General features: G+C 55.5%; 10 protein-coding genes. 5 read left to right on the top strand and 5 right to left on the bottom strand.

All coding sequences use genetic code 11. The features are described from left to right. Window positions 1–14: 14 nt before the first annotated feature. Window positions 15–1,079, top strand: coding sequence for a heat-inducible transcriptional repressor HrcA (hrcA, locus tag OAN307_RS24155; RefSeq protein ID WP_015502022.1), 1,065 nt, complete (start codon window positions 15–17; stop codon window positions 1,077–1,079). A 12-nt stretch (window positions 1,080–1,091) separates the two neighbouring features. Continuing rightward, window positions 1,092–1,664: a nucleotide exchange factor GrpE gene (locus OAN307_RS24150; protein ID WP_015502021.1), complete on the top strand. Its 573-nt coding sequence runs from the start codon at window positions 1,092–1,094 to the stop codon at window positions 1,662–1,664. Here the strand turns inward: OAN307_RS24150 and mutS are convergent. Then, complete coding sequence (gene mutS / locus OAN307_RS24145; protein ID WP_044044344.1) at window positions 1,654–4,272, bottom strand: DNA mismatch repair protein MutS; 2,619 nt, start codon at window positions 4,270–4,272, stop codon at window positions 1,654–1,656. The two genes, OAN307_RS24150 and mutS, sit on opposite strands and share 11 nt — an antisense overlap. A gap of 138 nt (window positions 4,273–4,410) precedes the next feature. Here mutS and OAN307_RS24140 point away from each other — a divergent pair, with 138 nt between their 5' ends. Together OAN307_RS24140 and OAN307_RS24135 are read left to right on the top strand one after the other, a co-directional pair. Then, a complete protein-coding gene (locus tag OAN307_RS24140) occupies window positions 4,411–6,666 on the top strand; it encodes an NADP-dependent malic enzyme (RefSeq protein ID WP_015502019.1) in 2,256 nt (751 codons plus the stop codon). Between the two features lie 16 nt (window positions 6,667–6,682). Continuing rightward, complete coding sequence (locus tag OAN307_RS24135; protein ID WP_015502018.1) at window positions 6,683–7,549, top strand: ribokinase; 867 nt, start codon at window positions 6,683–6,685, stop codon at window positions 7,547–7,549. Here OAN307_RS24135 and msrA read toward each other — a convergent pair. From msrA to OAN307_RS24120, 3 genes are all read right to left on the bottom strand, one after another. Beyond that, entirely contained in the window at window positions 7,539–8,204 is a 666-nt protein-coding gene (msrA, locus tag OAN307_RS24130; RefSeq protein WP_015502017.1) for a peptide-methionine (S)-S-oxide reductase MsrA, read from the bottom strand. The two genes, OAN307_RS24135 and msrA, sit on opposite strands and share 11 nt — an antisense overlap. Window positions 8,205–8,499: 295 nt before the next feature. After that, complete coding sequence (locus OAN307_RS24125) at window positions 8,500–9,213, bottom strand: IS6 family transposase (RefSeq protein WP_015502016.1); 714 nt, start codon at window positions 9,211–9,213, stop codon at window positions 8,500–8,502. Then, window positions 9,161–9,556 (bottom strand): hypothetical protein, encoded by a 396-nt coding sequence (locus tag OAN307_RS24120; RefSeq protein ID WP_015502015.1) that lies wholly within the window; start codon window positions 9,554–9,556, stop codon window positions 9,161–9,163. Before OAN307_RS24120 ends, OAN307_RS24125 begins: the two co-directional genes overlap by 53 nt. Window positions 9,557–9,638: 82 nt before the next feature. Here OAN307_RS24120 and mnmH point away from each other — a divergent pair, with 82 nt between their 5' ends. Further along, on the top strand, window positions 9,639–10,691 hold the full coding sequence (gene mnmH / locus OAN307_RS24115; RefSeq protein ID WP_015502014.1) for a tRNA 2-selenouridine(34) synthase MnmH: 1,053 nt from the start codon (window positions 9,639–9,641) through the stop codon (window positions 10,689–10,691). Here mnmH and selD read toward each other — a convergent pair. Beyond that, window positions 10,684–12,810 carry a selenide, water dikinase SelD gene (gene selD, locus OAN307_RS24110; protein ID WP_015502013.1) on the bottom strand — a complete coding sequence of 709 codons (2,127 nt, stop codon included), beginning with the start codon at window positions 12,808–12,810 and terminating at the stop codon, window positions 10,684–10,686. The genes mnmH and selD overlap by 8 nt on opposite strands. Between the last annotated feature and the right edge of the window lie 60 nt (window positions 12,811–12,870).

Here is a 12,870-nt window from a genome sequence, read left to right as displayed (position 1 = left end):
AGTGAAAGACCGCAATGTCAGATCAGACACCTATACTTGATGATATGAACGCCCGCTCACGCGAGGTGTTTCGCTGCGTCGTCGAAGGCTATCTCGAGACAGGTGCGCCCGTTGGGTCCCGCACACTGACTCAAAGTCTGTCTGAACAGGTCAGCGCCGCAACGATCCGCAATGTCATGCAGGACCTTGAACAGCTTGGCCTAATTGGTAGCCCACATATCAGTGCTGGACGTATTCCGACCCAACAAGGTCTTCGCATGTTCGTTGATGGGATCCTTGAAGTCGGTGATCTGGACGGTGGCGACCGGGCAAAGATTGACCAAACCTTGGGGTCAAATGATGACGATGTCGGCACCCTCCTCGACCGTGTTGGATCCGCGCTGTCTGGTGTGACTCGCGGTGCCAGCCTTGTTCTCACGCCCAAACATGAAGAAGCGCCCATAAAACACGTCGAGTTCGTTAGCCTTGCTGCGGATCGCGCGCTTGTCGTGCTGGTCTTTGCAGATGGACATGTCGAAAATCGCGTTTTCACCCCACCGCCTGGTCAAACTCCGTCTTCGATGCGGGAGGCCACGAACTTTATTAATTCTGTCGCCGAAGGCCGCACCCTGTCTGAGCTTGGCGGCGCAATCGCCCGTGAGGTCAAATCCCGTCGTCTTGAAATTGACGTGCTCGCCCGAGAGCTTATCGATTCTGGCGCAGCCATGTGGGAAAACAAAGGCGAATCGACCGAACGCCTGATTGTGCGCGGCCGTGGCAACCTTATTTCTGACGAAGATCACAAAGACCTCGACCGCATTCGCTCCCTGTTTGATGACCTTGAACGCAAACGTGACATCGCCGAATTCCTTGAATTGACTGACACTGGTGAGGGTGTTCGCATTTTCATTGGGTCAGAGAACAAACTTTTCTCACTTACGGGTTCATCTTTGGTCGTTTCACCTTATATGAACGCAGACCGAAAGATTGTTGGCGCTGTCGGGGTCATTGGGCCGACGCGCCTGAACTACGGGCGTATAGTGCCCATTGTGGATTACACCGCGCGACTGATCGGGAAACTGATCTCCGATCGTGGATAAGGGACGTTAGTTATGGCTGAGAACGAAAACGAAAATAACTTCCTCGACGACATTATGGCCGACCAGAATATTGGGCCAGAGGATGAGATGACCTTGGACGAAATGGTCGCGGAAGACGACAATGTCGTTGCCTTGAAGACTGAGGTCTTAGAACTCAAAGACGGCTACATGCGCGCGCTTGCTGATGTAGAAAATTCGCGCAAACGCGCTGACCGTGATCGCCGTGAGGCTGAAAATTATGGGGGTTCCCGCCTCGCCCGTGATTTGCTTCCGATCTATGACAACCTTGAGCGTGCGCTGAAGATGAACAAAGAAGACGGTAAAGACGGTGACAAGGCGCTGCTAGAAGGCGTCGAACTCACAATGCGCGCCCTCATCGGTGTTTTCAAAAAACACGGGATCGACCCTATTGTGGCCGAAGTCGGCGAACGGTTCGATCCGCAAATTCACGAAGCGATGTTCGAAGCGCCGCTTCCTGAAACCAAAGCGGGCGACATCATTCAGGTCGCCTCAACCGGCTTCATGCTGCACGACCGTCTGCTGCGGCCCGCACAAGTTGGTGTGTCCTCTACGCCTAAGTCTTGACCAGACCACGTAACTCGTAGATCAAATTCAAAGCGTCTTTTGGACTCAGATCATCGGGCATTACTTCTTTCAGCCGCGCCTCCACCTCGGATGGCGCGGTTTTTGTTGGGGTGGGCGTAGGCGTTGCGCTGAACAGCGGCAGATCATCGATCACAGCCTTCTGTTTCCCCTCACGCTCGCCCTTTTCCAATGCTTCCAAAACAACTTTGGCTCGTGCAACAACTGTTGCCGGCAATCCTGCCAATCGCGCGACCTGCACCCCGTATGACCGATCCGCGGTGCCGCGCTTCACCTCATGCAGAAAAATAACGTCCCCCTCCCATTCCTTGACGGTCACCGTTGCATTCGCCACCCCGTCCAGCTTGTCAGACAGACCCGTCATCTCGTGGTAATGCGTCGCAAATAACGCGCGGCAGCGGTTAACGTCGTGCAAATGTTCTAACGTCGCCCATGCAATCGACAGACCATCATACGTGGCTGTGCCCCTCCCGATTTCATCCAAAATCACCAACGCGCGGTCGTCTGCTTGGTTTAAAATCGCAGCAGTTTCTACCATCTCAACCATGAACGTTGAATGACCCTTACTCAGATCATCAGACGCCCCGACACGGCTGAAAATCTGGCTCACGATGCCAATCGTTGCTGATTTCGCAGGAACGAACGCGCCCATTTGCGCCAAAACTGCTATCAACGCGTTCTGTCGAAGGTAGGTCGATTTACCTGCCATGTTGGGTCCGGTCAGCAGACAAATCTGGTCAAGACTTAAGTCACAATCGTTGGCGACAAACTGCGTTCCGCTCGGCTTTAACGCGGCCTCAACAACTGGATGACGCCCGTCTGTAATTACAAATTCACGCTCGGTTGTCATTAACGGTCGCACCCAGCTTTCCTCACGTGCCAACCGTGCCATCGCCGCGCTTAGGTCAAACTCTGCAAGCGCACGTGCGAGCGTGAACAACATTGGGGCTTGGGCAATAATCGCCGCCACTATGCTGGAATAGATCCGTTTTTCAATTTCAAGACAACGTCCACCGGCGTTCAAAATCCGCGTCTCGAGTTCAGACAGTTCTATTGTGGTGAACCGAACTTGGTTGGCAGTCGTTTGGCGATGTATGAAAGTTTTTGACAGAGGTTCTGCCAGCATTTTTGCTGAATGGGTTGCCGTGACCTCGATAAAATAGCCCAGCACATTGTTGTGTTTTATCTTCAACCCAGTAACACCAGCATCCTGTGCATAGCGACTTTGTAATGCTGCAATGACCGATCGTCCTTCGTCCCTTAGCGACCGAAACTCGTCAAGTTCGGTGTCGTATCCGCCCGCGATAAACCCACCATCGCGTGCCAATAATGGTGGTTCGGCGACCAATGCGTCATCCAGCAATGTCAGTAATGCATCCTGCCCGACCAAATCTTGTGCAGCGGCTGCCAGAGCCTTAGGCATTTCGTCCGGCAGAGCATCTGCGATAATCTCGGCCTGCTCAATTGCGCTGCGAATTGCTGCCATGTCTCTTGGGCCACCCCGATCCATCGACAGGCGTGACAAAGCCCGGTCCAAATCGGGGACTTCGCGTAAACGATCCTCCAACAACGCAGCCACATTACCTTGGTCCAAACACCACGCAACCGCATCCTGTCGCGCGCTGATCTCCGCCAAATCACGTGAAGGGGACGACAGGCGCCGTTCCAGCAACCGCGCCCCACCAGCTGTTTGCGTGCGGTCAATTACCCACAACAATGATCCAGCGCGTCCGCCGTTCATTCCATGTGTCAGTTCTAACGATTTTCGTGTTGACGCATCAATCTGCATTGCTGCTTCACGTTTTTCACGAACAGGCGGACGCAGCAGCGGCAACTTCCCTTTCTGTGTAATATCAAGGTATTCGACCACCGCTGACAACGCTGCAATTTCAGCCCGCGTAAAGGCACCAAACCCATCCAGTGACGAAACGGAATAGACACCACATAGCCGTTTTTCACCACTTGTGCTATCAAATGCCGCATTCCCAAGGACTGTCACAGCCGCGCCAGAATCCTCAACGATTACGCCAAAATCTGCATCACCAACATCGCTTAACAATACTTCTTTCGGGTTCAGTCGCGCCAGTTCAGGACCTAACCCTGCCGCGTCACAGCCAAGCACCGAAAACGCACCGGTTGAAATATCAACCCACGCCAAGGCCCCGTCCCCACGAACGTTTGCATAGGCTGCCAAAAAGTTATGCCGCCGCGCATCAAGTAACGAATCCTCGGTCAGCGTTCCGGGCGTCACCACCCGCGTTACACCGCGCTTAACGATGGATTTATATCCACGCTTCTTCGCCTCCGCCGGGCTTTCCAATTGTTCACAAACGGCAACGCGATGGCCTTTACGGATCAGTGTCAGCAGATAGCCCTCGGCGGCATGATACGGCACACCGCACATCGCAATATCATCGCCCAAATGCTTGCCGCGCTTAGTCAGCGCAATATCCAACGCCCCCGCAGCGGCCACGGCGTCATCAAAGAATAGTTCATAGAAATCACCCATCCGGTAAAATAACAGCGCGTCAGGGTGACCTGCCTTAATTTCAAGATACTGCGCCATCATCGGCGTCACGCTGTTGTTCATAAATCCCCCAGGATGCTGCTTGGGCAACCTACCGACCACGAGTTAGCGACGAAAGCGTAAAAACCACCCATTGCGGGGGTCAGGCCCCACCCCTATCAAGGCTTGGACGCAAGACAAAAATTTGGCGGAGAGTATCGAATGGTTGACACGAAGGTAACACGCGAAGACGCATTGGCATTTCACATGGACCCGACCCCCGGAAAATGGGAGATTCAGGCGACTGTTCCGATGACGACGCAACGAGATCTGTCACTAGCGTATTCCCCTGGCGTCGCGGTGCCCTGCGAAGCAATCGCTGCCAACCCAGAACTCGCTTATGACTACACTAACAAGGGTAATCTGGTCGCTGTGATATCAAATGGCACGGCGGTCCTTGGATTGGGAAATTTGGGCGCATTAGGATCGAAACCTGTGATGGAAGGTAAGGCGGTTCTGTTCAAACGCTTTGCAGATGTAAACTCCATCGACATTGAACTTGATACCGAAGATCCTGACGAATTCTGCAATGCTGTGCGCCTGATGGGACCTACCTTTGGTGGCATTAACCTCGAAGATATCAAAGCGCCCGAATGTTTCATCATCGAACAGCGCCTAAAGGAAGAAATGGACATTCCGGTGTTTCACGACGACCAGCACGGCACGGCAGTAATTTGCGCCGCCGGCCTAATCAATGCGCTGAAGATCTCAGGCAAGAAAATAGAAGACGTCAAAATCGTGCTGAACGGCGCAGGTGCAGCAGGAATCGCGTGCCTTGAATTGCTTAAATCGATGGGTGCGGCCCACAACAACTGCATTATGTGCGACACGAAAGGGGTGATTTACCAAGGTCGCACCGAAGGCATGAACCAGTGGAAATCTGCCCACGCCGCAGCAACTGATACTCGCACCTTGGCGCAAGCAATGAACGGCTGCGACGTGTTCCTTGGTGTGTCTGCCAAAGGCGCTGTCACCCAAGACATGGTCCAATCCATGGCCCCGAACGCCGTTATCTTCGCAATGGCAAACCCCGATCCAGAGATTACGCCAGAAGAAGTCCACGCCGTTCGCGATGATGTTATCGTCGCCACAGGGCGCAGCGATTACCCCAACCAAGTGAATAATGTCCTTGGGTTTCCGTATCTGTTTCGCGGCGCCCTCGACATTCATGCGCGCGCCATCAACGACGAAATGAAAATCGCCTGCGCCAATGCCTTGGCGCAACTCGCCCGCGAAGATGTGCCGGACGAAGTTGCACTTGCTTATGGTCGAAAGCTGACGTTTGGGCGGGATTACATCATTCCTACGCCATTCGATCCGCGTTTGATCCACGTCATTCCGCCTGCTGTTGCACGGGCTGGTATGGACACTGGCGTGGCACGGCGCCCGATTGTCGACATCGAAGGCTATGAAGAATCTCTTAAAACAAGAATGGATCCTACCGCTTCAATTTTGCGCGGCATCAACGCGCGGGCGCGCGCAAATCAGCACACGATCGTCTTTGCCGAAGGCGACGATCCGCGTATCCTACGCGCTGCGGTTCTGTATCAAAGATCCGGTTTTGGCGTCGCACTCGTTGTGGGCCGCGAAGATGATGTCAAAGCTAAACTCACGGCCGAAGGCCTCGGTGACGCGGTTTCTGAACTAACAATCGTCAACGCGGCAAACACAGAACACCTCGATGAATATAAGGATTTTCTGTACAATCGGCTCCAGCGCAAGGGTCACGACAGCAGCGATATTCACCGCATGGCGACCCGCGATCGCCACGTTTTTGCGTCCCTGATGTTGGCCCACGGTCACGCTGATGGCATGGTGACAGGCGCGACACGTAAATCTGCCCATGTGCTTGAATTGATTAATCACGTTTTTGACGCGGGTCCCCATGATGGCGCTGTGGGCGTGACGGCTGTTCTAAACAAAGGCAAGATCGTGTTGATCGCAGACACGCTAGTTCATGAATGGCCTGATGAAAATGATCTGGCGGACATTGCCGAACGCGGGGCCTACGTCGCGCGACGTCTTGGACTGGAACCGCGCGTTGCATTCTTGTCGTTCTCAACTTTTGGATACCCAGTGTCAGAACGAGCGGAAAAAATGCATAAGGCGCCAGATGTCCTTGACGCACGTGGCGTTGATTTCGAATACGAAGGCGAAATGACTGTCGACGTGGCGCTTAATACCAAGGCACAAGAAGCGTATCCGTTTTCTCGGCTTACAGGCCCTGCCAATGTCTTGGTTGTCCCAGCGCGTCACTCTGCCTCAATTTCTGTTAAACTGATGCAAGAAATGGCGGGCGCAACGGTGATTGGTCCGATCCTTGCTGGTATTGATAAACCGATACAAATTTGTTCGACGGGCAGCACGGTGAACGACATCCTCAACATGGCCGTTCTCGCTTCCAGTACGGCAAGATAACCTTGAAAGTTCACCAATGACCATCTGGAATCTAGGCTCTATCAACGCGGATTTTGTCTATTCTGTTCCGCATATTCCCGTCCCTGGTGAAACGCTTGCCAGCACGGGCCGTGCGGTTTTTTTGGGCGGCAAAGGCGCAAATATGTCCGTTGCAGCTGCGCGTGCTGCGGCCCGAGTGGCCCATATCGGCGCAGTTGGTGCGGATGGGCTCTGGGCTGTAGAACGGCTGATGGAATACGGCGTTGATACGCGCCACATCGCCGAAATTGATGTTGAAACGGCGCAAGCGATTATTGCCGTTGATGCAAATGGCGAAAACAGCATCATTTTGCATCAAGGGGCCAACGTTCAAATTCCTGTTAATGTGCTAGAACAGGCTCTAAATCGGGCGGAAACTGGCGATACCTTGGTTTTTCAGAACGAGACAAATCTACAATTACAGGCCGCAGAACTCGCTGTTACGATGGGCCTGCGCGTCGCCTATGCCGCTGCGCCATTTGATGCTGACGCGGTTATGGCGGTAATGGCGCACCTTGATTTTCTGATTCTAAATGAAGTCGAAGCCGAACAACTTAAAGATGCTACTGGAAAAGGCCCACAAGATATCCCTGTTAAAGACGTCATTGTCACGCTCGGCGCAAATGGTGCAACATGGTTTGGCGCTGATGGCCCAGTCGACGTTCCGGCCCACAAAGTCACACCCGTTGATACCACTGGCGCAGGCGATACCTTCACGGGATACGTTCTTGCGTGTCTTGATCGGGGCCAGCCTATGTTGCAAGCCATGCAGACTGCGTCCAAAGCCGCGGCAATCATGGTCACGCGACGGGGCACCGCCGACGTGATCCCTGATTTGGCGGATGTTCAGTCCTTTAGTGGTTGATGAATGGGGCGTTGCTGCCCCAAAGCTGTTCAATCCGCGCATCCCGCCCGCAGGCTTCGCGATAAAACAAATAGGCCTCTGTCTCTGTCTTAATACCGCGTCGCGTGACGACCCGATTTTGACCTTTGTAATAATCCTGGTGGTAGTCTTCCGCATTGGTGAACGTCGAAGTCGCCAAAATTGGGGTTACAATTTGTTGGCCCAACTCTGATTGGGCGTCCGCCAGTGCAGCCAGTGCAGCTTGCTGTTGCGCTGGGTTAGAGACGAAAATTGCGGTACGGTAGCTATCACCACGGTCGCAAAATTGCCCACCCGCATCCGTCGGATCGACGGATCGGAAAAACAGGTCGTAAATCTGACGTGCAGAAACCTGATCGGTGTCATAGCTGATTTGGACCGCCTCATAGTGGCCCGTGCCGCCGCCTGTAACTTGACGATATGTCGGGTTATCCGTGGTTCCGTCTGTATATCCCGACGTGACCTCGGCAACTCCAGTCACTTTTTCAAAATCGCTTTCAACGCACCAGAAACAACCGCCAGCGACTGTAATTGTCTGCATGTCCTGCGCGTCTGCTTTGCCAGCGTGCATTAAGGTCGCTGTGCCAATCGCCGCAGCAAGCGCCACGGTCTTCAAATTTCGTGTCATAGTAGTCATTTGGAGTCTCCCTTCGTGCTATCATCACGTTCAACACGCCTGCGCGCAATTCACCGGACTGTGTCCTCACGCGCTGTTTACCTCTTGGAACAATTCACGCGCCGCCGTAGCGTCCTCTTATGACCGATCAAATCACCACCCACACAGCTCAAGACGATCCACGCAATCGTGACATTCAGATCTGGATCAACCGCACCTTGACCCCGCGCGCCCAAGCAACGGTAAGTGTTTATGACTCTGGCTGGCATCGTCAAGTTGTCGGCGATCTTCGCAACGATAGCCCGGACGCCGGATCTCAAGCAGCCTTCAGCACTCGCGTGATGTCGTCCCAGATCCAATGGGCGTCGGCTCTGGACTGACGGTAGCAAGCGGCTGAAAGCGTGTGGCGGCGGGGGCGGAAGACATTTTGGATTTGATCGTGGACGGAGAGAAATTGTTGCGCTTGGCGGGGTGATTTGAACCGACCCATGCATTTTTCTCGCCGCCGGGTCGGCCTGTGCGACCCTTCGGATCGATTGTTGAGTCTCTTATGGCTTCGGTGCTCGATGCCTGGAGCGAGGTCCTTTAGTGCGGCCCCGTAGCTTCGGAGTTTGTCCGTCACAACGACCCGTGGCGCGCCAAATGTTTTGAATAGCTCGCGGAAAAACCGATCCGCGGCCCGTTTATTTCGCCGAGACTGGACGAGGATGTCCAGCACATCGCCGTTGCTGTCGACAGCGCGCCATAGCCAATACTTCTTGCCGTTTGTCGGAAGGACAACTTCGTCCAGGTGCCATTTGTCCGCCACTTTGGGTCGATCTCGGCGGATCACCTTGGCATATTGTGATCCGAATTTCGCTACCCAAGCGCGGATGGTCTCGTGGCTGACTATAATCCCGCGTGCTGCCAGCAAGTCCTCGACATCGCGCAAACTCATGGGAAATCGGTGATAGGCCCAGACGGCGTATGCGATGATCTCAGGAGAAAAACGATAGCCTAAGAAGGCGCCAGATTGCTTGGGCTTGGTCATACGAATGCATACCCCGAAGGGAAATACCCCGCAACTTGACGATCCCCCCAATACCCCTGCCGCGTGCGCTTGGTTCTAGCAACAACAAGCCGATGTAGCTGTTGTTTGCGTCAGGATAGCCAAAGACCACCCCGAGGATACCAAGCAAGTGATCTGCGTCAAACATTCCAATATGCACGGCGTCATCGGCACCGACATTGGGCGGTCGTTCATTGAAAAAACCGTCGGTCGTCGCTTGGTCTGGGGCACGACCATCTTCAAGCATGACGTAATCGGCAGCACGGGCAAACAAGCGGGCCACGGCGGCCCTATCTGTGGTCGCTGAAAAGCTGCGCATCATCATGGTAAACGATAGCGGCGATGGCGACCTGCTGACAAGCGCGTATTGCCTTTCGGCCCATCGCGCGGTCAGATAAGCATCGCCAATGAAAACCAGCTTCGCCAGTCTGACCGATATCCTTGATCACGGGTTCGACACGGTCATCGACGTGCGCTCCCCCGCTGAATTCGCTGAGGACCATGTGCCCGGTGCAATCAACCTGCCAGCGTTGTCCAATGAAGAACGTGCGCGAGTGGGGACCATCTACGTCCAAGAGGCGCCGTTCAAGGCCCGAAAAATTGGTGCAGCACTGGTCGCACGCAATGTGGCGGAGCATTTGGATGGACCCTTGAAAGACATTGCAGGCAATTGGCAGCCACTGATCTATTGCTGGCGCGGTGGGCAGCGGTCCGGTTCATTCGCGTCGATCCTCAGCCAGATCGGCTGGCGTGCCAAGGTGATCGAAGGCGGGTATCAGAGCTATCGAAATCTGGTGCATGACGTGCTGTATAAAGACGCCGTGCCGCATAAATTGATCCTGCTGGACGGCAACACTGGCACGGCGAAAACCGATATATTGCACCGGTTACATGGGCTTGGGGTGCAGGTCCTCGACCTCGAAGGGTTGGCAAACCATCGCGGGTCTTTGTTGGGTTCGATGGCAGGTGGGCAACCTGCACAAAAAGGGTTTGAGACGGCATTGGCCCGTGCGCTTGCGCGGCTTGACCCGACGCGGCCTGTGATCGTCGAAGCGGAAAGCAGCAAGGTTGGCGAACGCGTGGTGCCGCCAACGCTGTGGGCGGCAATGAAGGCTGCGTCACGCATTGAAACCGACGCGCCGCTGGACGCGCGGGCCCAGTATTTGGCGGATGCTTATGTCGACATTAGCGCTGACGCCACTGGATTGACCGCCAAGTTGGAAATCCTGCGCCGTAACCGTGGCGGGCTGGTTGATGGCTGGCTTGCGCTTCTGCGGGCTGGAGAGTTTGAGGCTTTGGCCCGTGTGTTAATGGATGAACACTACGATCCGACCTACCGGTCAGGGCGCACGCGCCACGGGGCGGATGTGTTGCAGCGGTTCGACGTGACCGATTTAGGGATCGATGCGCGCGCAGATTTGGCAATGCGCATCGCAGCGTGGGTCGAACAACTTAGCTAAATATGACGCCGCTGCCCTTGGTGATTTCCCCGATGATCCAGACATTTGGCTCTTTGGCCAATGCGCGGGCCTTGGCTTTTGGGACCGCAGCAAGAAGCCCGCCACCTGTTTGCGGATCAAACATCAACGCACCGTTTGCCGTGTCGGGCGCCGTGATACGCCGATCATTGCGGTTATCGGGATAAAGCGTTGATCGGATGCCAGCATCTGCGAGGTCCAACGCACCGTCCATCAGCGGCACGTCCACAAGGCGCACATCCGCGCCCACCCCAGACGCATCGCAGATCCCCGCCAGATGCCCAGCAACGCCAAAGCCCGTCACATCTGTCATCGCATGGGCATCTTTGAGCAACCGCGCAGCCGCGTCCTGCGGTTTGATCATCGTTTGGTAGCAACCCAACACATCAGCCCCACGTGCAAGCCTGCGCATTTCAGCCGCAAGGATCGTACCGGACCCAATGGGTTTGGTCAGCACAAGAACGTCACCGACTTCGGCCCCTGCGAGGGTTATTGGTGCGCGTTTGCAAAGGCCGGTGATCGACAGGCCGATGGTCAACCCGTCGCCCATGGTCGTGTGCCCCCCAACAAGAGCTGCTCCGCCCAGATTGCGGGCCACCGTTTGGGTGATTTCGGTCACGGTGCGTTGCTGCAATTGCGCGGACATGCGCGGCAGCGTCAGCGACAGGACCGCGGCTTGTGGGTCTGCGCCCATCGCCCAGATGTCGCCTAGCGCGTGGGTGGTGGTGATTTCGGCCATCAAAACGGGATCGTCAGTCACCGCACTAAGGTGATCAGTAGTGAAAACCTGCATCTCGTCGCCAGTTTTCAGAAGGGCTGCGTCATCGCCAGGTAATGAGATGATGTCTTTGCGCTCAGTTACTGGCAACGTTGCAAGCGCGCCTTGCAACGCACCGCGCCCAACCTTGGCACCGCAACCCCCACACATGGGGGCATCGCCAAGGGTCTCTTTAACACCAATCGCCACGCGCAACGGCAGTAACTGTTCCATCACCGGCAAGCTGTCGAATTTGTCCATGAATTTGCGGTCGATGTGGTTTTTCCATTTCCACAAAAGCGCCCCACGCCGCGCCGTACCGAGTTTTTCAGCCAGCGCAGTTTTTCCGCCAAGCGAGATGAGTTTTAGGTAGTCTTTTTGCGGGTGATAATGCCGCATTGGTCCGCCCGACAGACGGGCACGCAGATTATCGAACAGGTACGAGGCTTGGCGCACAGCAAAAACGCCCGCCTTGGGGCGTGGGTCATGGGACAGATGGGCGCAATCACCGACTGCAAATATATTTGGGTCAGACGTTTGCAGGGTTGGGCCAACGATAAGTGAGCCGCTGAGCAGGTCCAGCCCGATGTCCGCGATCCAGCCGTGCGGGTGCGCGCCTGCCGCGCCCGTGGTGAAATCGGACGCGATGAGCGTGTCATCGGCAAGGCGCACAGCGTCAGCGCGGACTTCGACGACATCGGCGTGTTCAACAAGCGTGACACCCAGTTCTTCCAGCGCGGCAAGCAGGCGGTTTCGGGCAGGCGGATCGAAACTGTCAAGAACCTCACCGCGATCAATCAGGGACACCTGGGGGGACGTGTCACGCAGCGCATGGGCCATCGCCATGGCGAGTTCAGCGCCTGCCACGCCGCCGCCGATGACGGCAACTTTGGGGGCGGTTGCGCTGGCGCGATATTCATCCCAGCGCGACGCGAAAGCACCAAGCGGTTTGGCGGGAATTCCGTGGTCCGCAAAGCCTGCAAGGCGCGGCATTTCGGACGTGACACCGACGTCAATCGCAGCGACATCATAGGCAATGTCAGGGCGATTCGGCACGGTGATAGTTTTCGCCACAGCATCGATCAACGTGGCTTTGCCAGCGATCAAACGGGCACCTGCAAACCGCGCGAGTTGCACGAGATCAATGTCCAGTTCAACGCGGGTGTAATGCCCTGCGACAAACCCCGGAAGCATACCGGAATAAGGCGCGGTCGGGCCGGGGTTGATCACGGTCAGGCGCACACCGGGCAGCGGGTTCATGCCCCAACTGCGCAGCACAAGCGCGTGAGTGTGACCACCGCCCACCAAAACAAGGTCGCGGGTATATGGGATCGTTGATTTCATGGCATCATCTTAACGCGGGACGCGCGTTGGCGCGAGGGGCTTGTGCTCACGGATGTGTTA

Source organism: Octadecabacter antarcticus 307 (genome assembly GCF_000155675.2).
GTDB classification, from domain to species: Bacteria; Pseudomonadota; Alphaproteobacteria; order Rhodobacterales; family Rhodobacteraceae; genus Octadecabacter; species Octadecabacter antarcticus.
The sequence above is the reverse complement of the archived record's forward strand: the minus strand, read 5'-3'. Positions and strand labels throughout refer to the sequence as shown.